Source organism: Burkholderia sp. BE17 (genome assembly GCF_009362305.1).
In the GTDB taxonomy this organism is placed as follows: Bacteria; Pseudomonadota; Gammaproteobacteria; order Burkholderiales; family Burkholderiaceae; genus Burkholderia; species Burkholderia pyrrocinia_C.
Window position 1 is genome coordinate 122,594 of sequence record NZ_WHNU01000019.1, and the last position, 21,165, is coordinate 143,758.

At 68.5% G+C, this 21,165-nt stretch carries 18 protein-coding genes; 7 read left to right on the plus strand and 11 right to left on the minus strand.

All coding sequences use genetic code 11. From position 1 onward, the window contains the following. The first annotated feature begins 138 nt into the window (after window positions 1-138). The 4 genes from GD429_RS18170 to GD429_RS18185 all read left to right on the plus strand — a co-directional run bounded on the left by GD429_RS18170 (window position 139) and on the right by GD429_RS18185 (window position 3,187). Window positions 139-1,425 (plus strand): EAL domain-containing protein, encoded by a 1,287-nt coding sequence (locus GD429_RS18170; protein WP_034179193.1) that lies wholly within the window; start codon window positions 139-141, stop codon window positions 1,423-1,425. 165 nt (window positions 1,426-1,590) lie between these two features. After that, on the plus strand, window positions 1,591-1,977 hold the full coding sequence (locus GD429_RS18175) for a hypothetical protein (protein ID WP_152858592.1): 387 nt from the start codon (window positions 1,591-1,593) through the stop codon (window positions 1,975-1,977). Beyond that, window positions 1,974-2,378, plus strand: a complete 405-nt coding sequence (locus GD429_RS18180) for a hypothetical protein (protein WP_321574691.1) — start codon at window positions 1,974-1,976, stop codon at window positions 2,376-2,378. The genes GD429_RS18175 and GD429_RS18180 overlap by 4 nt, the downstream gene beginning before the upstream one ends. An 83-nt stretch (window positions 2,379-2,461) precedes the next feature. Then, entirely contained in the window at window positions 2,462-3,187 is a 726-nt protein-coding gene (locus tag GD429_RS18185) for a copper homeostasis protein CutC (RefSeq protein WP_152858594.1), read from the plus strand. 144 nt (window positions 3,188-3,331) lie between these two features. Here the strand turns inward: GD429_RS18185 and bioB are convergent, their stop codons facing one another. From bioB to aceK, 9 genes are all read right to left on the minus strand, one after another. Continuing rightward, window positions 3,332-4,351, minus strand: coding sequence for a biotin synthase BioB (gene bioB / locus GD429_RS18190; RefSeq protein WP_034179184.1), 1,020 nt, complete (start codon window positions 4,349-4,351; stop codon window positions 3,332-3,334). 41 nt (window positions 4,352-4,392) lie between these two features. Then, the gene (bioD, locus tag GD429_RS18195; RefSeq protein ID WP_152858597.1) at window positions 4,393-5,112 is read right to left on the minus strand and encodes a dethiobiotin synthase; all 720 of its coding nucleotides are present in this window, start codon (window positions 5,110-5,112) and stop codon (window positions 4,393-4,395) included. A 199-nt stretch (window positions 5,113-5,311) separates the two neighbouring features. After that, window positions 5,312-6,568, minus strand: coding sequence for an 8-amino-7-oxononanoate synthase (gene bioF, locus GD429_RS18200; protein ID WP_227791677.1), 1,257 nt, complete (start codon window positions 6,566-6,568; stop codon window positions 5,312-5,314). Next, window positions 6,565-7,908 carry an adenosylmethionine--8-amino-7-oxononanoate transaminase gene (gene bioA / locus GD429_RS18205; RefSeq protein ID WP_152858600.1) on the minus strand — a complete coding sequence of 448 codons (1,344 nt, stop codon included), beginning with the start codon at window positions 7,906-7,908 and terminating at the stop codon, window positions 6,565-6,567. The genes bioF and bioA overlap by 4 nt, the downstream gene beginning before the upstream one ends. Window positions 7,909-8,409: 501 nt before the next feature. After that, complete coding sequence (locus GD429_RS18210; protein WP_152858603.1) at window positions 8,410-9,684, minus strand: dienelactone hydrolase family protein; 1,275 nt, start codon at window positions 9,682-9,684, stop codon at window positions 8,410-8,412. Between the two features lie 107 nt (window positions 9,685-9,791). Beyond that, complete coding sequence (locus GD429_RS18215; RefSeq protein WP_152858606.1) at window positions 9,792-10,229, minus strand: YchJ family protein; 438 nt, start codon at window positions 10,227-10,229, stop codon at window positions 9,792-9,794. A 39-nt stretch (window positions 10,230-10,268) separates the two neighbouring features. After that, the gene (locus GD429_RS18220) at window positions 10,269-10,946 is read right to left on the minus strand and encodes an SDR family oxidoreductase (RefSeq protein ID WP_152858608.1); all 678 of its coding nucleotides are present in this window, start codon (window positions 10,944-10,946) and stop codon (window positions 10,269-10,271) included. Window positions 10,947-11,041: 95 nt separating this feature from the next. Beyond that, a complete protein-coding gene (gene can, locus GD429_RS18225) occupies window positions 11,042-11,809 on the minus strand; it encodes a carbonate dehydratase (protein WP_034179177.1) in 768 nt (255 codons plus the stop codon). 56 nt (window positions 11,810-11,865) lie between these two features. Then, window positions 11,866-13,683, minus strand: coding sequence for a bifunctional isocitrate dehydrogenase kinase/phosphatase (gene aceK, locus GD429_RS18230; RefSeq protein ID WP_152858611.1), 1,818 nt, complete (start codon window positions 13,681-13,683; stop codon window positions 11,866-11,868). 303 nt (window positions 13,684-13,986) lie between these two features. Between aceK and GD429_RS18240 the strand changes: the two genes are divergently transcribed. The 3 genes from GD429_RS18240 (at window position 13,987) to GD429_RS18250 (ending at window position 17,210) form a co-directional block, all read left to right on the plus strand. Then, window positions 13,987-15,063: an MBL fold metallo-hydrolase gene (locus GD429_RS18240; RefSeq protein WP_152858614.1), complete on the plus strand. Its 1,077-nt coding sequence runs from the start codon at window positions 13,987-13,989 to the stop codon at window positions 15,061-15,063. A gap of 76 nt (window positions 15,064-15,139) precedes the next feature. Continuing rightward, window positions 15,140-16,927, plus strand: a complete 1,788-nt coding sequence (locus GD429_RS18245) for an SWIM zinc finger family protein (protein ID WP_152858617.1) — start codon at window positions 15,140-15,142, stop codon at window positions 16,925-16,927. 28 nt (window positions 16,928-16,955) lie between these two features. Beyond that, window positions 16,956-17,210, plus strand: a complete 255-nt coding sequence (locus GD429_RS18250; RefSeq protein ID WP_152858621.1) for a DUF6429 family protein — start codon at window positions 16,956-16,958, stop codon at window positions 17,208-17,210. Window positions 17,211-17,217: 7 nt separating this feature from the next. Here GD429_RS18250 and GD429_RS18255 read toward each other — a convergent pair whose 3' ends face one another. Then, window positions 17,218-18,870: an ABC-F family ATP-binding cassette domain-containing protein gene (locus tag GD429_RS18255; RefSeq protein WP_152858624.1), complete on the minus strand. Its 1,653-nt coding sequence runs from the start codon at window positions 18,868-18,870 to the stop codon at window positions 17,218-17,220. A gap of 189 nt (window positions 18,871-19,059) precedes the next feature. After that, window positions 19,060-20,655: an ABC transporter substrate-binding protein gene (locus GD429_RS18260; RefSeq protein WP_152858627.1), complete on the minus strand. Its 1,596-nt coding sequence runs from the start codon at window positions 20,653-20,655 to the stop codon at window positions 19,060-19,062. Between the last annotated feature and the right edge of the window lie 510 nt (window positions 20,656-21,165).

Below are 21,165 nucleotides of genomic sequence, written 5' to 3' on the forward strand. Positions count from 1 at the left end.
TTCGCCCCTTGCACGGAGCTTGCTTGATGCTGGGCAGCCGTCCGGCACCGACCGGACAACCGAGGGTCCAACCATGACATCGCACGCGCCGTCCGTTTCGTCGGACGGCGCGTTCGAGTGCTTCACCAGGAGGAAGGCATGACGATCGTGCAACAGGAGCGTCCGGCCGCCGCGTCGCCGTACCGGTTCGAGCGGGAGATGAGCTCCGGCCTCGAACGTCTGGCGACGCAGCATCGCGACCTGACGCTCACGACCGTGTTCCAGCCGATATTCAGCCTGTCGCACCAGCGTGCGGTCGGCTACGAGGCGCTGTTGCGCGCGCACGATGCGCTCGACCGCCCCGTGTCGCCGCTCGACGTGTTCGGCGAAGCCGCGCGCCAGGGCGAACTGCTGCAGCTCGACCGGCTCGCGCAGGCGCTGCATCTCGAAAACTTCGCGCTGTTCGGCGCCGAGCGCGAGTGGCTGTTTCTCAACGTCCATCCGGGCGTGCTCACCGACCCGTTCCAGGCGGCCGCGCTGCTCGCGAACCTGAAGCGGCTCGGCATGCCGCCGCGCCGCGTCGTGCTCGAAGTGCTCGAACAGCGTGCGGACGACGTCGAGCGGCTCGCCGAGGCCGTGCGCGAATTCCGCACGCACGGCTTCCTGATCGCGCTCGACGATTTCGGCGCCGGCCATTCGAACCTCGAGCGGATCTGGCAACTGAACCCGGACATCGTGAAGCTCGACCGCATCATGCTGTCGCACGCGGCGCACCGCACGGGGCTCACCGCGATCCTGCACGGGCTCGTGACGCTGCTGCACGAGGCCGGCAAGCTGGTGCTCGTCGAAGGGATCGAGACCGAGCACGAGGCGCAGATCGCGCTGTCGTGCGAGGCCGATTTCGTGCAGGGCTACTACTTCGGCCGCCCGGCGCCGGGGCTGCCCGACAGCGCGGCCGCGACGGCCTGCATCGGCGAGCTGACCGAGCGCTTTCGTCAGCAGACCGAAGCGCGCGAGCGGCGCGACGCGCAGCGAATCGCGCCGTACCTGCGCGCGTTCGAGCGCGCGGCCGAACGTCTCGCGGCCGGCGAGACGCTCGACGAGGTGTGCTGGAACTTCCTCGCGCTCGATGCCGCCGCGCGCTGCTTCCTGCTCGACGCGCAGGGCCGGCAGTCGGGCCGCAACGTCGTGCTGCGCGCCGATCGCGCGCTGAGCGAGGCGCGCTTCTCGCCGCTGGCGGACGCGCAGGGCGCGAACTGGCTGCGCCGCCCGTATTTCCGCTCGGCGATCGCCGAACCGGGGCGCGTGCAGGTCACGCGGCCGTACCTGTCGATCAACGAGGCGCAGCCGTGCGTGACGCTGTCGGTGGCCGTGCGCGTCGGCGATGCGCAGCGCGTGCTGTGCGGCGATATCGACTGGGTCGACGACGAAGCGGACGCCGGCTAGCATCGCGCGCACCGCATGCGGCGGTTGCGGTGATCGGGACGCAGCGGCGCGGGCCGGCCGTTGCGTTCCGCGCGTGCTTCCCCGAAAATGGCGCGATCGCGGCCGTCGTGACCGCGATCGCGCCGCCCCGGGGGCCACCATGGCGGCGAATCAAAGGACAACATAATGAAACGACCGATTTCGCTGACCATCCTCGCGTGGATCATCATCGTCACCAACGCGATCACGTGCGTGTATACGCCGTTCTCGATCGGCATGCCGACCACCCAGGCGCTGCTGTCGCACTACCTGCTGCCCGTCTGGGCGACGCTCGGCATCAGCGTGATCATCGAAGCCGCGAACGTCGTGATCGGCATCGCGATCCTCAAGGGCCGCGAGTGGTCGCGCAAGGCGTATATCGCGACATCCGTGCTCGGCTTCGCGTTCTCGTTCGTCAATATGCCGCCGTCGATGTTCGCGGTGCTGATTCCCGGCTTCCTGCTGTTCGCGCTGTTCGTCTACCTGCTGTTCCGGCGCCCCGCGACCGCGTATTTCCGGCAGGCTCTCGCGTGAGCTTTGTGCGCAACGCGCTGGCAGTCATGCTGTTCACGATCGCGGGCATGTGCGTGATCGCCGCGCAGATGGTCGCGTTCGTGAAGGTCGGCCATGCGGCGGCGATGCTCGTCTTCGTCGCCGTGCTGTTCGCGTTTTCGGCCGCGCTCCTCGCCGCGGGCGCATTCGCCGGCGCGTTCCGGCCGCGTGCGCGGGGCGCGGGCATCGCGCTGCTCGTCGCGACCGCGGCCACCGCGTTCGGGATGATGGGCTGGGCGTCGCTGCTGCTGGCGCCCGGGATCGTCGACGTGATGCAGCAGCAGGGCGTGGACGTGAACGCGCGGATGTTCCGGTTCGCGCCCGGTGCCGTGGTGACGGCGTTGTCCGCGCTGGCCGGCGTCTGGCTCGTGCGGCGCGGCTGATACGCGCGGCGGCCGGCCCGCTGGCGCCCGTCGCGCCGCTCGGCTAGGATGCGCGAATTGTCATGACGAATCGCGAGCCGCCGATGAACCGAAACGCTGCTTCCTCCGTCCTCCTCGAAGTGATCGCCACGACCGTCGGCGATGCGAAGGCCGCGGCCCGCGCGGGCGCCGACCGCCTCGAACTCGTGACCGCGATCACCGAAGGCGGGCTGACGCCGAGCGTTGGCCTGATCGAGGCCGTCGTGGCCGCCGTGCCGATTCCCGTCAACGTGATCGTGCGTCCGCACAGCCGGTCGTTCGTCTACGACGCCGACGATCTGCGCGTGATCGAACGCGACGTGCGCGCGGCCGTCGCGGCCGGCGCGAACGGCGTCGTGTTCGGCGCGCTCGACGCGCGCGGCGACGTCGATCTCGGCGCCCTGGCGCGCATCGCCGCCGCCGCGGATGGCCGCGCGCTGACGTTCCACCGCGCGTTCGACGTGTCGCGCGACCTCAACGCCGCGTTCGACGCGCTGCTGCGCGTGCCGGCCGTCACGTCCGTGCTGACGTCGGGCGGCCATCCGTCGGTGCTCGACGCGGCCGCGACGATTTCGCGGATGGTGCGGCAGGCCGAAGGATCGACGTGCACGGTGCTCGCCGGCTCGGGGCTCACGGTCGATGCGGTCGGCGATTTCGTCCGGGCCACCGGCGTGCGCGCGGTGCATTTCGGTTCGGGCGTGCGGCCGCGCGGCGAGGTGCTGGCGCCCGTCGACGCACAGCTCGTCGAGCGGGTGCGCGCGGCGCTCGACGGCGCGGCGTCGCACGTGTGACGCTCGATGGCGTGCGCAGGCGCGTCGCGAAGACCGTGATCCGAGCCGCGAAAACCGACGCGGTGCAGACGATCGGATGCAAAAAAGCCGGGGCACGCCCCGGCTTTTTCGTGTGCGGGCGCGGCCCGCCGGCCGCCGTTTCGCTTACGCGTTGTCCGACAGTGCGTCGGCCTGGCTCGCGCGGATGCCGAGGCGCTCGAACAGCGCGCGGTCGCGCTGCGTCTGCGGGTTGCTCGTCGTCAGCAGCTGGTCGCCGTAGAACATCGAGTTCGCGCCGGCGAGGAAGCACATCGCCTGCATCGCGTCGTCGAGCTGCTCGCGGCCGGCCGACAGGCGCACGACGGCCTTTGGCATCGTGATGCGCGCGACCGCGATCGTGCGCACGAACTCGAACGGGTCGAGCGGCGCGGTGCCTTCGAGCGGCGTGCCTTCGATCGCGACGAGGTTGTTGATCGGCACCGATTCCGGATACGGGTTCAGGTTCGCGAGCTGCGAGATCAGGCCCGCGCGCTCGCGGCGCGATTCGCCCATCCCGATGATGCCGCCGCAGCACACGTTGATGCCCGCGTCGCGCACGCGGTCGAGCGTGTCGAGGCGGTCCTGGTACGTGCGCGTCGAGATCACCTGGCCGTAGAACTCCGGCGACGTGTCGAGGTTGTGGTTGTAGTAGTCGAGGCCCGCGTCGGCGAGCTGCTGCGCCTGTTCGTCCTCGAGCATGCCGAGCGTCATGCAGGTTTCGAGGCCGAGCTCCTTCACGCCGCGCACCATTTCGGTCAGCGCCGGCATGTGGCGCTCCTTCGGGTTGCGCCACGCGGCGCCCATGCAGAAGCGGCTCGCGCCGTTCGCCTTCGCCGCGCGCGCGGCGTCGAGCACCGTGTCGACGTCCATCAGCTTCTCGGCCTTCAGGCCCGTATCGTGATGCGACGACTGCGAGCAGTAGCCGCAATCTTCCTCGCAGCCGCCCGTCTTGATCGACAGCAGCGTCGACAGCTGCACCGCGTTGGCATCGAAGTGCTCGCGATGCACCTGCTGCGCGCGGAAGATCAGGTCGTTGAACGGCAGAGCGAACAGCGCGACGACGTCGGCGACGCGCCAGCGCTGCGGGGCCGGTGCGGCCACGGGAATCGCGTCGGGTTGCACGGCGGCGGTCTGGGCTTGGGTCATTTCGTTTTCCTGTCCTGGGCGGGATTGGGGGAGCGGTTGGGTCAATGCTGCGCGGCGCGCAGCGACTCGACGAGCGCGGCGATGTTAAGCATCGCCGCGGCAGATTCGGGAGCGGCCGGGCTCAGGTGCGCGATGCGGCCGAGCAGCGGCGCGCGATGCTCGCGCGCGAGCCAGTCGCGAATCGTCGCGACGTTCTCGTCGGCGAACGACATGGCCGGGTCGACGTGGTTCGCGACCCAGCCCGCGAGCGTGAGGCCGCGTCGGCGAATCGCGTCGGCGGTCAGCAGCGCGTGGCTGATGCAGCCGAGCCGCACGCCGACCACGAGCACGACGGGCAGGCCGAGCGCGACCGCGAGATCGGCTGTGTCCTGCGTGTCGTTCAGCGGCACGCGAAAGCCGCCGACGCCTTCGACGACGACGATGTCCGCGCGCGTCAGCGCTTCGCGGTGGCATGCGACGATCGTGTCGAGGTCGAGCGTCACGCCTTCCTGAGCGGCGACGATATGCGGCGCGGCCGGTGCTTTCAGCAGGAACGGCGTGCGCAGCTCGGGCGGCAGCACGACGTTCGCGGCCGCATCGAGCTGGTCCGCATCCTCGTTGCGCCAGATGCCGTCGCGCTCGTACGCGCCGGCCGCGACCGGCTTCAGCGCGGCCGCGCGCAGGCCGTGCCGCGCGAAGCCGTGCAGCATCGCGGCCGACACGAAGGTTTTGCCGATTTCGGTGTCGGTGCCGGTGACGAAGAGCGAGAGCGGGGGTGTCATGCTGCCTCCCGCCGGGCTGCCCCAAGGGGCGTAGCAGGGAATTCGCGGAGCATCGCTCCGCGCCTGCGCAGCCGGCCGGCTTTGCAAAGCCGGCCGTGGACGGCGGCCGCCCCCTCGGGGGGCAGCGAACGTGTCGATCCGGAGTAGCGCTTTAGCGCGTACTCCGGTCCCATGCAAAGCAAGTGAGCTTGGGGGTGGTTCATCTCGCTGCCTCGCTGGCTTCGATCAATGCGGCTTCGAGCCGCGCGAGATCGTCGAACGAATGCGCGGCCGACAACGACACGCGCAGCCGCGACGTGCCGGCGGGCACCGTCGGCGGCCGGATCGCGGGCACCCAGAGGCCGTTTGCGTCGAGCGCGCGCATCGCCGCGAGCGTCGCGTCGTTGCTGCCGATCACGAGCGGCTGCACGGCCGTGTGCGAATCGACCGGCTGCCAGCGCGTGTTGCGCAGCAGCGCGCGCGTGCGCTCGATCAGCGCGGCGAGATGCGCGCGGCGCGCGTCGCCTTCGTCGCCCGCGATCACCTTCAGGCTGGCCGATACCGCATGCGCGACGGCCGGCGGCGCGGCTGTCGTGAAGATGTAGCTGCGCGCACGCTGGATCAGCCATTCGATCACGGTCTCGTGCGCGATGACGAACGCGCCCGCGACGCCGGCCGCCTTGCCGAGCGTGCCGACGTACACGAGATTCGGCGAACGCAGCGCGGCGGCCGCGAGTGCGCCGCGGCCCTGCGGGCCGAGCACGCCGAAGCCGTGCGCGTCGTCGACGACGAGCCATGCGCGGTGGCGTTCGGCCAGCGCGACGAGTGCGGCGAGCGGCGCGACGTCGCCGTCCATGCTGAACACGGTGTCGCTGACGATCAGTTTCGTTTCGGCATCCGATGCTTCGAGCAGCGCGGCGAGCGCGGCGGTGTCCGCATGCGGGTAGACCTGCACGTTCGCGCGCGACAGTCGCATGCCGTCGATCAGCGATGCGTGGTTCAGCGCGTCGGAGAAGATCGTCGCGCCTTTGCCGGTCAGCGCCGTCATCGCGGCGAGGTTCGCCATGTAGCCGGTGCTGAAGTACAGCGCGCGCGGCGCGTCGCAGAAGCCGCCCGCGAAGCCCGCGAGTTCGTCCTCGAGCGTCGCGTGTGCGCGCGAATGACCGCCGAGCAGGTGCGAGCCGCCGCTGCCGGAGCCGTAGCGCTGCGCGCCTTCGGCGAACGCGGCGACGAGCGCCGGGTGCGCGGCGAGGCCGAGGTAGTCGTTGCTCGCGAAGCCGACGATCTCGCGGCCGTCGACGGTCATGCGCGCGTCGCACGCGGTGTCGGCGATGCGGCGCACGCGGCGCAGCCCTTGCGCGTCGAGATCGGTGAGGCCGCGCTGCAGCGTGTCGAGCAGGGGCGTCGTCGCTGCCTCTCGCCGGGCCGCCTCGCGCGACGGATCTGCTTCCGGGGGATGGGGGGGCTGTTTCGTCATGCAATCTCCGCGAGCGTTGCGTCGAGCGTATCGCGCGTGCGCTGCGCGAGCCACGCGATGTCGTCGTCGCTCATCACGTACGGCGGCATCAGGTACACGGTCGTGCCGATCGGGCGCAGCAGCAGCTCGCGTTCGAGCGCGCGTTCGAAGAAGCGCCGCGAGAAACCGCGCGCCGCGTCGCCGTCGAGCGCGACGTCGAACGCGAACAGCGTGCCGCGTTCGCGCAGGTGGCGCACCTGCGGGTGTGCGTCGAGCGGCGCGAGCGCGGCGCGCATCGCGGCCGACTTGCGCGCGTTCTGCGCGAGCACGTCGTCGCGCGCGAACAGGTCGAGCGTCGCGACCGCCGCGCGGCACGCGAGCGGGTTGCCGGTGTACGAATGCGAGTGCAGGAAGCCGCGCGTCGTGTCGTCGTCGTAGAACGCCGCGAACACGTCGTCGCGCGTGAGCACGAGCGACAGCGGCAGGTAGCCGCCGCTGATGCCTTTCGACAGGCACATGAAATCGGGCCACACGCCGGCCTGCTCGCACGCGAAGAAGGTGCCGGTGCGTCCGCAGCCCACCGCGATCTCGTCGGCGATCAGGTGCACGCCGAATTCGTCGCACAGCGCGCGCAGTCCGCGCACGTACGACGGATCGTGCATCGCCATGCCGGCCGCGCACTGCACGAGCGGCTCGACGATCAGCGCGGCGATCCGGTCGCCGCGTTCGACGAACAGGCGCCGCACGTCCGCGAGCGCGCGGCCCGCGACGTCGGCGGCCGTCTCGCCCGGCAGCGCGCCGCGCGCATCGGGCGACGCGACGACGTGCGCATGGCGGATCAGCGGGTCGTACGCATCCTTGAACAGCGCGACGTCGGTCACGCCGAGCGCGCCGATCGTCTCGCCGTGATAGCTGTTCGCGACGCAGACGAATTCCTGCTTGTTCGCGCGGCCGCGGTTGCGCCACGCGTGGAAGCTCATCTTCAGCGCGATCTCGACGGCCGACGCGCCGTCCGACGCGAAAAACGCATGGCCGAGCGTGCGCGCGGTGAGCGCGTGCAGCCGCTCGGCGAGCTCGATTGCGGGCTCGTGCGTGCAGCCGGCGAGCATCGCGTGCTCGAGCGTGTCGAGCTGGTCCTTCAGCGCCGCGTTGATGTCCGGGTTCGCATGGCCGAACAGGTTGACCCACCACGAGCTGATTGCGTCGAAGTAGCGACGGCCGTCGCGGTCGTACAGCCACACGCCCGCGCCGCGCGCGACCGGGATCAGCGGCAGGCGCTCGTGGTGCTTCATCTGGGTGCAGGGATGCCAGACCGCGCGCAGGCTGCGCGCGACCCAGTCGTCGGTGGCTGGCGTACTCAAGGCAACTCCGAAGGGTAAAACGGCCGCGCGGCATCGACGGGATGCCGCGCGGCAGATTCCAAAACGCGCTGAGATTAGCGTGTTCCGCGGCACGTTGCACTAGCGGTTACAAACGTCGCAAAGCCTTGCTGGGCGGGAGTTCGGCGCAGATCGGAGCGGCTCGGAACGGTACGGTCCAGATGCGCTGAAATGAGCGCAGATGACGACGTTCGAGTGAGCCCCCCCCCGACAGAAAAAATCGCGGGGCGGCGCGCGGCGCGATCGCGAAAAATCGGGGATCGAAGGGGCGCGGCGAAGCGGGGCGACGCCACGCCGCGCGCGAAAGGCGGCGGCGGAATGGTCTGCGGAATCCGGAGTGAGAGCGGGCCGCCGGAACGGCAGGCGATGGCGTGGTGGCGCAAGCGCGCGTATGCGACGACACGCGATGCGATCGCGCACGGAAGAATGAGGCGGGAAGCGGGAAGGGAAGCGAAACAGGCGCGGCGGGCGGCCCGCCGCGCGTCAGCGCGAAGCCAGCGCGTGCGTATCGGTGTCGCGCGTGTTGCCGTCGCCGTTGTCGGCCGTCTGCGTCGTGTTTGCGTTCCACACGACGCGGTCGTTGACCGCATACAGCCGGCACGCGCCCGCGCCCTGTTTCGCGCAGTTGTCGAGCGCGAGCGCCATCGGGTCGTCGCCGCCTTCGGCCCACGACCACGCGCCTTCCGACGACACCGCGAACGCGCGGCTCGGATGCTGGTTCAGGAAGCGGCGATAGCCTTCGCGGCCGGCTTCGTCGACATACGGCACCGCGTTGACCGCGTCGATGGCCGCATAGCCGGTTGCCTTCGGTTCGTGCGGATTCGCGACCGCGTAGCGCACCGAGGTCGGCAGGTTCAGCTTCTCGAGGAACGCGTTGACGGCCGGCCACCAGACCGGCACGCCGTCGCGATCGACGATCAGCCGGTGCGCATCGTCCTTGTAGCGGCCGAAATCGATGAACTGGGCCTGCGTGCCGTGCGACACGTACGCGTCGTGCATTTGCGCGACGAGCGCGGGCGTCCACACCGAATCGTTGTCGCCGTACAGCCACAGCGACCGCACGGCCGTGTGCGCGCCGTACTGGTCGAATGCATCGACCAGGTTGCGCTGCCAGCCGTCGCACAGGTCCTGGCGCAGCCCGCCGGAGAAGTTGATGATGCCGCGCACGCCCGGTGCGGCTTCGGTGCCGTACGCGACCGAAGCGAGGCCGCCGTGCGACGTGCCGGCGACGACGATGCGCGACGCATCGACATACGACTGGCGCGACATGTAGCGCACCGTCGCGTCGACGTCGGCCGCCTGGGCGAGACCGTTCTTGCCGACGTTGCAGCCTTCCTGCTGGTAGGTGCCGCCCGAACCGGCGAAGCCCTGGCGGTTCGGCGCGATCACCGCATAGCCGCGGCGCACGAATTCGCGCGCGAACGCGAGCGGCCGGCTGCGCGGCTGCAGATGGAGATCGCCGGTGTTCTTGCCGTGGTTGAAGACGACGAGCGGGAACGGGCCGGGGCCGTCCGGCTTGAAGAGCGTCGCCTCGAGCGTGACGGAGCCCGAAGCATCGGCCGGAATGCGGAGGATTTGTTCGTTGAGGTCGGCCGTGACCTGCGGCAGGTTCGCGCCGCCGTAATCGAAGCGCTCGGCGTGGGCGAGCGACCCGCTGGCGGTGCCGGCACCCGTGTTTGCGTTCGGCAGCGCACCGGCCTGAGCGGCCGACAGCGCACCGGCCGCCATCCATCCCACCAATACCTTGCTGAACGCCATTCGTAAGCCCTGCCATGCAACATGACCAATCTGACGGCCATCGTAGCCTGACAAAATCGGGTTGTGCAATGCGGGAATTACCCGGCGTCTGACACAGCAACTATTTGTCAGCGCTCACTTACTTCGCCGTCGACATAGCGCCAGAAACCGTGCTCGTCGCGCTCGAAGCGGCTCGTCTCGTGGAGCCGGTAAGCGCGTCCGCCAACCTTGTAGCGGGCCACGAATTCGACCTCCGCGTGCCGTTCGTCGAGCGGCACATGGCGTTTCACCGCGAGGCCGAGCCAGCGCGGCGCGTCGGGTGCATCGGGGTCGGTGTCGAGATCGGGCGGGCAGGTGCGCGCGGCCCACGTCGCGCGCAGGTAGCCGGTCGCGCCGAGCACGTATGCGCTGTACCGCGAACGCATCAATTCGAGCGCGCTCGGCGCGGCTTCGCCGCCGTCGATGAAGCGGCCGCAGCAGGCCGCGTAGCGCGGGGCCGGCGCTTTGCCGGCGGGAGCAGGGGACGCGCCGCCGCACGGGCACGCATCAGGTCGGTTCAAAATCATGCGAAACGGGAATTAACGACGCTCGGTTGTGATCGCGGCTTACCAGCTCAGCTCGATGCCGTCGTACTGGAAGAAACGGCCGTTTGCCTGCGACACGTCCGCACCGGCTTCGGCGATCACGCGGCGCATGCCGGTCACGCTGGTTTCCGGATCGATCGCGGCCTGCGCGCCGCCCATGTCGGTACGCACCCAGCCGGGATGCAGCGAGATGCACGCCGCATGGCGCGTCTGCAGCGACGCGATGCGCAGCGCGTCGTTCAGCGCGGCCTTGCTCGCGCGGTACAGCCAGCCGGTCGTGCCGGTCGCCTCGGCGATGCTGCCCATCCGGCTCGACACGACGGCCAGCACGCCGCGCGCATCCTCGACGAGCGGCAGCAGGATCGGCAGCAACTGCATCGGCCCGCGCACGTTCGTATGCATCACCGCGTCGAAATCCTCGGCGGTGATCGTCTCGACGCCTTCGGTGCGCGGCCCGTAGACGCCCGACACGAGCACGGCCGCATCGAGCCGCTCGCCGTCGAGCTTCCAGCCGAGCGCCGCGATCTGCTCGGGCTGCGCGATGTCGAGCGCATGCGCCTGCGCACCGAGCGCGCGCAGCGCGGCGAGCGACGCGTCGTCGCGCGCGGTGGCGATCACGTTCCAGCCGTCGCGCCGGTATTGCCGGACGAATTCGCGGCCGAGGCCGCGCGATGCGCCGACGATCAGTACGGTTTTCATGTTCGCCGCTCCTTTGCAGTGCCGTGGTGACGGCGTCAGGTCAGGTCAGTTCGATGCAGGTTGCCGTTGCGTCGCCGCCGCCGCGGAGCGCGTGTTTACTCCGCGTCCGTGCAAGGCTTCAGCGTATCGACCACCGCCTGCGCGACTTCGTTCATTTGCGCGGCATCGGCGGCGACCATGTCGTTGTCGGGCGCATGCTGGCCGCCCGCGGTCAGCGCGGCGACGCAGCGCTTGTAGGTTTCGTCGAGCGCTTCGAAGTTCGACACGGCCATCCCGAGGTTGCGCATCCGGCCGTCGTGCACGCCGTACACGAGCCCGTGCACGGTGAGCGACTGGCCGCGTGCCCATGCGTCGTTGACGATCGTCGTGCGGCATACGTTGACGACCTGCTCGATCGCGTTCAGCTCGATCAGGCGGCGATAGCGCGCTTCGCCCACCGGCCATTCGTCGAGCAGCGCCGCGTGGCGCTCGCGCACGTCCTGCACGTGATGCAGCCAGTTGTCCGCGAGGCCGACGCGGCGGTTGTGCAGCGCCGCGTTCACGCCCGAGCAGCCGTAGTGGCCGACGACCATGATGTGCTTCACGCGCAGGATGTCGACCGCGAACTGGATCACCGACAGGCAGTTCAGGTCGCTGTGCACGACGACGTTCGCGATGTTGCGGTGGACGAACACTTCGCCCGGCGGCAGGCCGATGATCTGGTTCGCGGGCACGCGCGAATCCGAGCAGCCGATCCACAGATATTCCGGCGCCTGCTGGTCGGCGAGGCGCGTGAAGAACTCGGGATCGTCGGCGAGCTTGCGCCTGACCCAGGCGTCGTTGTTGTCGAACAGGTGCGAGAGCGGGTTGACTGGGGTGTTCATCGGTGTGGATTCCGTTTTCGGAACTCGGGTCGATATCGGGTTCGGTATAACCGGCGTCAGGCGGCGCGCTGCGCGTCGCCTTCACCGTCGTTCTGGTCCGTTGCGCCGAAGCGCTCCGGGTAGCGCACGCAAAAGCGCAGCGCGACGTCGTACGGATGAAAATCGGGCAATTCGCCCTGCAGCAGCTTGTCCTTGCTCGTCTGCCACAGCACGGGATCGAAAAAGTCCGCGTGATGCTTCATGAATACGTCCCGCACGCGCGGGTCGCCGAGCAGGAACGGCCCGTAGGTCTCCGGAAAGATGTCGTGCGGGCCGACGGTATACCACGGTTCGCCGGACAGCTCGTCTTCCTCGTTGCGCGGCGCCGGCACGCGGCGCACGTTGCAGTCGGTCAGGTACTCGATCTCGTCGTAGTCGTAGAACACGACGCGGCCGTGGCGCGTGACGCCGAAGTTCTTGTACAGCATGTCGCCGGGGAAGATGTTCGCCTTCATCAGCTCCTTCACCGCGTTGCCGTACTCCTTCACGCCGTGCTCGATGTCCGCGTCGGTGCCGTTCTGCAGGTACAGGTTCAGCGGCGTCATCCGGCGCTCGATGTACAGGTGCTTGATCACGAGGTTGTCGTCCTCGTATTCGAGCAGCGACGGCACTTCCTTCTCGAGCTCGCGCACGAGCGCATGGTCGAGCCGCGCGAGCGGCAGCGCGACGCTCGAATACTCGAGCGTGTCGGCCATCCGCCCGAGGCGGTCGTGGCGCTTCACGAGCTGGTACTTCTCCATGATCTGCGCGCGCGTCGTTTCCTTCGGCGGCGGGAAGTGATCCTTGATGATCTTGAACACGTACGGGAACGACGGCAGCGTGAACACGAGCATCACGAGGCCCTTGATCCCGGGCGCGACGATGAAGCGGTCGCTCGAGTGCGACAGGTGGTGCAGCAGGTCGCGGTAGAACAGGTTCTTGCCCTGCTTCTGCAGGCCGACCGACGTGTAGATCTCCGCCTTCGGCTTGCCGGGCATGATCGTGCACAGGAAGTCGACATACGCGGACGGCACGCCCATGTCGACCAGGAAATACGAGTGCGAGAAGCTGAAGATGATCTGCAGCAGGTCGCGGCGCAGCAGCACGGTGTCGAGCGCGAGCAGGCCCGGGCGCACGTGGCGGATCGGCACCGCGAACGGCAGCACGCGGTCGGCATTGATGATGCGGCCGACGATGTACGCGCTCTTGTTGCGGAAGAACAGCGACGACAGCACGTGGATCTGGAAATTCGGCGCTTCGTCGAAGTGGCCGAACTCGTCGTGGATCGCCTGCATCACGCACGCGATGTCGCGCGAGAGATCCTCGAACGGCGGGTCGAGCTGGAAGTTCGTGACGATGCGCTCGAGCGTGACCGCGAGCCCGTCGGTGCCCGGGTAATACGCGCGGTAGGTCGGTTTCGCGGCCGGCTCGTCGTTCTCGAGATACTCGGTCGAGATCGCCGGGCGCACGAAGATGAAATCGTTGCTGAAATACGAGCGGTGCAGGATCTTGCAGCACACCGAATTGAAGAACGTCTCCGCGCACTCGGGCTGGCGGTGCGACGTGAGCAGGCCGATGTAGTGCAGCTTGATCTGCTGCCAGACCTCGTCGTCGATGTTCTCCGCGTCGTATTCGTCTTCCAGCACCTCGACGCACTCCTGCACGCGATCGTCGTACGACGTGATCCGCTCGCGCGCGAGCCGCTGCAGCCCGTGCCAGTCGGCGCGCTCGTACAGCGTCTTCGCCTCGACGGCCGCTTCGCGGAAGATCCGGTAGTGGCGGTCGAAGTTTTCGAGCATCGTCTGCGCGACGTCGAAACCGATCTGCGACGACAGCAGTTTGGGGAAGTGATTCATTGCGTGCAGGCTCGTTCAGGAGGGGCTGTAAGCACTCGCCATTTTAGCGCCCAAGCGGGCGGATCAAAGACTTTGCGGCGATGCGTGGCCGGCCGGCAAGTGGCGGGTTATCCGTCGTTGGGCGCCGTTCGGTGCATCTTCGCGTAAAGATACGGGTACGGAACCGATTCTGACACGAACTTTTTTGACGGGCCGGCGGCCGCCGGGCACGCGTTTCGCGCGACGGCGATAGAATCGACGCACCGCCCGCCGCGGCCTGCCGCCGGCGCGCATTTGCACCGATAACGACGAGACACCCCACCGATGAACGCACTGGAACACCAACTCGACTATCCCTTCGCCGACACGCTGCCCGCCGCGGGCGACACGTTCGAGGTCGCGCCCGGCGTGCGCTGGCTGCGCATGCCGCTGCCGTTCTCGCTCGATCACATCAACCTGTGGCTGCTGCGCGACGAGATCGACGGGCAGGCCGGCTGGACGATCGTCGATTGCGGGATCTCGTCGGATGCGATCCGCACGCACTGGGAGCAGATCTTCGATGCGCATCTCGACGGCCTGCCCGTGCTGCGCGTGCTCGTCACGCACTGCCACCCCGATCACTTCGGCCTCGCGAACTGGCTGTGCGAGGGCGGCGACAAGGGCCGCTGGAACGTGCGGCTGTGGATGACGCTCGGCGAATACATGTTCGGCTGCCTGATGGCGGCCGGCAACGGCTCGAACGCGGGCGGCGCGGCCGCCGCCGATCATTTCGCGCGCCACGGGCTGACCGATCCCGCCGCACTCGACAAGCTGCGCAACCGCCGCAGCTACTACTCCGATCTCGTGCCGGCCGTGCCGCCGCGCTACCGGCGCCTGCGCGAAGGCGACGCGGTGACGATCGGCGCGCGCACGTGGCGCGTCGTCACCGGCTACGGCCATTCGCCCGAACATTGCGCGCTGCACAGCGAAGCGGACGGCGTGCTGATCTCCGGCGACATGGTGCTGCCGCGCATCTCGACGAACGTGTCCGTGTTCGACCTCGAGCCGGAAGCGAACCCGCTCGCGCTGTACCTGCAGTCGCTCGGCCGCTACGAGACGATGGCGCCCGACACGCTCGTGCTGCCGTCGCACGGCAAGCCGTTCCGCGGCGTGCGCACGCGCATCGTGCAACTGCGCGAACACCACGACGCGCGGCTCGACGAAGTGCGCGTCGCGTGCGCGGAGCAGCCGATGAGCGCGGCCGACATCGTGCCGATCATGTTCCGTCGCCGCGAGCTCGACATCCACCAGATGACGTTCGCGCTCGGCGAGGCGCTCGCGCATTTGAACCTGCTGTGGCTCGCGGGCGAACTCGTGCGCGAGCAGGGCGACGACGGCGTAATCCGCTTCGCGCGGCGTTGAGCATGTGCGCCGGCGGTAGCGCGTCCGGCGCTTTTGTAGAATTCCCGGGATCCGAACTCGATACTCGTCGCACCCCATGCCAGGCAATGTCTCCCTCTCCGACGTCATCACGCTCGCTGAAATCCGGATCTTGGCCGACCCGAAATCCTTCGAACGCGGCAAGGCCTACTATCACGACGGTGCGGTTTCGCGGCTGACCGAAAGCAACGGCGAACTGTCGGCGACCGTGCGCGGCACGTATCGCTATCGTGTCAAATTCGCGGTGGGCGACGACGGCACACTGGCCTACGCATGCAACTGCCCGGTAGGCGATGATGGCGTTTTCTGCAAGCATGCGGTGGCTGTTGCATTGTCGTGGCTCGAAAACAGCGGCGAGGAGGTCTTTCACGACGAGGCGCTCGAACAACCGGCGCGTCCGCGACGCAAACGCAAGACCCATGCGGAACTGATTCGCGACTATCTGGAGACGCTCGACGAGGATGCGTTGCGGAGCTGGCTGCTCGACGCGGCCGAGCGCGATCGAACATTGCGCGACAGATTGCTGTTCGACGCACGTGCTGCGAATGCCGGCGACGCGGCAAGCCTGCGCGCCGCCGTCCGGCAATTGACGCGCGTGTCGCGGCCGCTCGGCTGGGATGAAGCGCACACGTACGGAGAAGCCCTCTTCGAAGTGGCCGACATGCTGCGGCGGCAGTTGGCGGGCCCTCATGCCGCGCAGGTGGTCGAGCTGGCGGAACTGGCGATTGCGGACGCCGAAGCGAGCCTCGAACAGATCGACGACTCGGACGGCAGCGTGGCGCCCGGTATCGACGAACTGGCCGGTGTGCACCTCGATGCGTGCATCCGGACGCGGCCGGAGCCGGTGAAACTGGCCGAACGCCTGTTTCGCCTGCAGGTCGACGGGCAGTGGGATACGTTCCGCGGCGTGCTGCCGGCGTATGCGGAGCCGCTGGGCGACGCTGGATTGCGCCGCTATCGGGAACTGGCCGAGCATCAATGGGCCGCGCTGCCTCCGCTGCCGGCCGGGCGGGACGATCGGCGCTCGTACGATTCGGTGCGCTTGAATCTCGAGCATGCGATGGAATCGCTGGCGAGGTACGACGGCGACGTCGACGCGCTGATTCACATCTGGTCGAAGGATCTGTCGGTGTCGTACCGATTCGCGCGGATCGCGGAATTGTGTGCGGAGCATGGCCGTTTCGACGAAGGGCTGGCGTGGGCCGAACGCGGGATGCGCGAAACGAAGGACGGCCATGACGATCGTCTGCTGGGCTTCTGTATCGACGAGTATGTGCGCCGGCGCGCATTCGATCGGGCGGACGAACTCGCGTGGCAACGCTTCGCGCACCATCCGACGGCAGACGCATTCCGCGCGCTGATGAAGGTTGCGAAGGCGACGAAGCGACGCGACGCCGTGCGGGAGCGGGCGATTTCGCATCTGTTGTCGCTTGCCCGGAAGCGGGAAACGCCGGGGCGGGCGATCGCGGCTGTACGGCGTTGGGAACCTTCGCCGCGTACCGAGCTGGTAAAGCTGCTGCTCGCCGAGCAGAACGACGCCGCCGCGTGGGACGCATTTCTCGGCGGACCGGTCGAGGTCGATGTCTGGCCGACGATGGCCGCGGCGCGCGCGAAGACGCATCCGGAGGACGCGATCGCGCTTTATCACCGGTATTTGCCGTTCGCGGTTGAGCATGGCGCGGGCAGCGCGCGGTACGACGAGGCGTTCGGCGTCGTGCGCGATATCCGTGCGCTGCGCGCCGCGCATCGTCAGCAGGCGGCATTCGACGCGGAACTTGAGGAGATCCGCAAGACTTACCGCGCGAAGCGCAACTTCATCAAGCTGCTCGCGACGCCAGGTTCGTGACGGGGCAGTCGGATCGGAGGAAATGGCGATGAATATCGATCTCGGCGCCGTTGACGACGCCGTTCTTGCGCTCCTTTATTTGACCCTGCACGATCGCAATCGCGCCTGGAAAACCTTCGATTGGGCTGTACTGAATCGGCTGCATGAGCGCGGCCTGATCGGCGATCCCGTCAACAAGACGAAATCCGTCATGCTGACCGATGAGGGCTTGCGAGAATCGGAGCGGCTATTCATGCGGCTGTTCGTCGATTCCGGCGCCACGCCGACGGACGAACCACGATGATCTTCGGTTACACGACGGGTTCGTAGCGCCACCCGTCGCGATGCCATTGCATCGTGTGCGTCGGTTCGAGCGCCGCGAGAAACGCGGTGTCGTGCGACGCGACCACGATCGCGCCCGGGAAGCCGGCCAGCGCGGCTTCGATCGCGCGCACCGATTCGAGATCGAGGTGATTGGTCGGCTCGTCGAGCAGCAGCAGTTGCGCGGGCGTGCCGCGCCACAACGCGCACGCGAGCGCGGCCTTCAGCCGTTCGCCGCCGCTCAGCTGGCGTGCCGGCTGCGTCGCGCGTGTCGCGTCGAGCTGCAACAGCGCGAGACGGCTGCGCAGGTCGCCTTCGGCGAGCGGCGTATCGAGCAGCCCCAGTTGCTCGACGATCGAGCGCTCGGGGGCGAGCAGCGCGAGCCGCTGGTCGAGATACGCGGCGCTCACGTGCGTCGTGCATGCGCCTGAACGCGGCGCGAGCTCGCCCGCGAGCATCCGCAGCAACGTCGATTTGCCGCAGCCGTTCGGGCCCGTCAGCGCGATGCGCACGGCGCCGCTTGCCGACCACGTGATCGAATCCGAATCCGCATCGCCGGCCACGCGCCACGGCAGTTGCGCGCGTTCGAGCGTGAACAGCTGGCGGCGCGCGCTGACCTCGGTGCCCGGCAGCGACACGAGCACGGGCGCATCGGCTTCGACGCGCGCGGCCGCCTGCTGCACGCGTTCGTCGAGCGTTGCCTTGAATTCGTCCTGATGGCGCCGGACCTGTCCCATGATGTTGCGCGCCGCACCCTTGCGGCTCTGTTTTGCCATCGACGACAGATTGGCCGTCTTCGCATCGCGCAGCGAGCCGGCCGCGTGACGCTGGATCGTGTCGTGTTCCTGTTCGAGCCTGCGCCTCACGCGTCCGCGTTCGGTGCGCGCATGATCGAGCGCCGCCTGTGCGGCGTCCTGTTGCGCGCCGCGCAGTGCGCGGTAGAGGGCGTAGTTGCCGCCGTACGAGCGAGCGCCTTGCGGCGTCAGCTCGACGATGCGCTGCACGCCGGCGAGCAGCGCACGGTCGTGGCTCACGATCACGAGCCCGCCGCGCCAGCCGTCGAGCGCCGCGCGCAGCCATGCGCGGCCCGGCGCGTCGAGATGGTTGGTCGGTTCGTCGAGCACCAGCAGGCCGGCGCCGGACAGCAGCGCGCCGATCAGCGCGACGCGCGCGAGTTGGCCGCCGCTCAGCGCGTGTGCGGGCGTGTCGGGCCGCACGTCGTGCAGGCCGGCCGCGTCGAGTGCCGCGCGCAGCCGCTCGACGAGATCCCAGCGATCGCCGATCAGGTCGAAGTCGTGCGGCTCCGCGCGGCCGTTCGCGAGACGCGCAAGCCCGCCGAGCGGCGCATCGAGCGCGGCGATCCGCGCGACGGTCAGCGGGCAGGCCGCAGCGTCGTCGTCGTTGTGCTGCTGCGCGACGTAGGCGACCGGCACATGCCGGTCGATCGTCCCCGAACTCGGCGCGCAGCGGCCCGCGATCAGTTGCGCGAGCTGGCTCTTGCCGATGCCGTTGCGGCCGACGATGCCCGTCGGCGTGCGATCGATGGAAAGGTCGAGCGAATCGAACAGCGTGAAGCCGTCGTCGAAGCGGAAGGAAACGTGATGAAGCGCGACGAGCGCGCCGGTGGGCGTGGCTGCAGCCATAAGCACCTCCGAAAATGCGTGAAGACCTTCGCGCGGCGTGCGTGGCACGGCGGCGAAAACATTTTGGGAAGGCTTAGTTGTTCACTTTGGCTGGCGTCCGGTATGAGGAATAGGAGCGGAGTGTAGCAAGCGCGGTGCGCGGGCCGCAAGCGAGCGGCGCGAACGCCGTCGCTTGCGCGCCACGCGCGGTTACTGCACGGCGACCGTCGTGAAGTTCTGCCGTCCGAACGGACTCACGCGATAGCCGCTCACGTTCGTGCGCGTGAGCGCCGCGGCGGTCGGGTAGCCGAGCGGGATCCACAGCGCCTGGTCGTGGATGATCTTCTGCGCGGCTTCATACAGCTTCGTGCGCTTGGCCTGGTCGGCGGTCGACTTGCCGTCGACGATCAGCTTGTCGAGCTGCGCGTCGCAGAAGCGCGCGAAGTTGATGCCCGACTTCACCGCATTGCAGCTGAACAGCGGCGACAGGTAGTTGTCCGGATCGCCGTTGTCGCCGGCCCAGCCCATGAACAGCATGTCATGCTGGCCGAGCTTCGCCTGCTTGATCAGCTCGCCCCATTCGATCACCTTCACGTCGGCCTTCACGCCGATCTTCGCGAGGTCGGCCTGCAGCAGCTCCGCGCCGACCTTCGGGTTCGGGTTCAGCACGCTGCCGGTCGGGCGCGTCCAGATCGTCGTCGAGAAGCCGTTCGGGAAGCCGGCCTGCGCGAGCAACTGCTTCGCCTTCGCGGGATCGTACGCATACGGTGCGACGTCCTTCGCGTAGCTCCACGTGTTCGGCGGATACGGGTTGTTCGCGGCCGTCGCGGTGTTGTCGAACACGACCTTCAGGTAGGTCGCACGATCGAACGCGAGGTTCAGCGCCTCGCGCACCTTGTCGTTGTCGAGCGGCTTCTTCTGCGTGTTCAGCGCGACGAACGCGGTCATGAACGCGGGCGTCTGCACGATCTTCAGCGCGCTTTCGCCCTTCGCGGCGAGCACGTCCTGCGGTTTCGGCGACAGCGCGATCTGACATTCGCCGGCCTTCACCTTCTGCAGGCGCACCGACGGGTCGGGCGTGATCGCGTAGATCAGCCGGTCGACCTTCGGCTTCGCGCCCCAGTACGTCGGGTTCACGTCGTAGCGGATCAGCGCGTCCTTCGTATAGCTCTTCAGCACGAACGGGCCCGTGCCGACCGGCTTCGCGTTCAGGTCGGCCTGCTTGCCGGCCTTCAGCAACTGGTCCGCGTATTCGGCCGAGTAGATCGACGCGAAGCCCATCGTCAGGATCGGCACGAACGTCGCGTTCGGCTCGTTCAGCACGAACTTCACGGTGCTGTCGTCGACCTTCGTGACCGACTTCACGAGCTTCACGAGGCCCATCGACTGCGCGTGCGGGAAGCCGCTCGCGCCGGCCACCTTGTGCCACGGGTTCGCATCGTCGAGCATCCGCGTGAACGTGAACACGACGTCGTCCGCGTCAAGCACACGGCCCGGCTTGAAATAGTCGGTGGTCTGGAACGCGACGTTCGGGCGCAGGTGGAACGTGTAGGTGAGGCCGTCGGCGCTCGCGTCCCATTTGTCGGCGAGCGCGGGCACGACCTTTTTCGCGGCTTCGTTGTACGACACGAGCGTGTTGAAGATCACGTCGGCCGATGCGTTGGTCGTGACGAGCGAGTTGTACTGCACGACGTCGAAGCCGTCCGGGCTCGATTCCGTGCAGACGGTGAGCGGCTTGGCGGCGGCGAGGCCGGGGGCGGCGAGTGCGGCGGCGAGCGCGGCCGCGGCGAACAGCTTGACGTGCATAGGATCTCCCACGTGGCTTGTGCTTTTTGCTTGGTGATGCTTGGTGACGGGATGCGGGCGCGGCCCGGAAGCGGGCGGGGCCGGTGCGGCTGGCGAATAGCATACCGGCAAAGCGTGCGACGCGTGAAAAAAGGCGCCGGAACGCGGCGAATTGACCGAAAAACGGCTGCGTTCGCGACGGAACGGGTGTTGATGCTGCGGACGGTGTCGCGAAAGGGGCTGGCCGGACGTGTGCGTACGGGAGGCGGTGGCGGAACCGGCGAAAGAGGGGCGTGGGGCCGGCAAGGGAATCAGGTCCGGCTGAGGACGCGGGGCGGGCGCGCTACCCCCGGGGGGAGCCGGCGGGAAGAAGGCGCGGAGAGGGTGCGGAGACGCCGTGGAGCGGGCAGCAACGACGCTTGTGTCGCCGGAACCGGGGCGCCGTTGCGACGATCGAATTGCCGAACGAGCCGAACGAGCCGAACGAGCCGAACGAGCCGAACGAGCCGCACGAGCCCGACGAGCCCGACG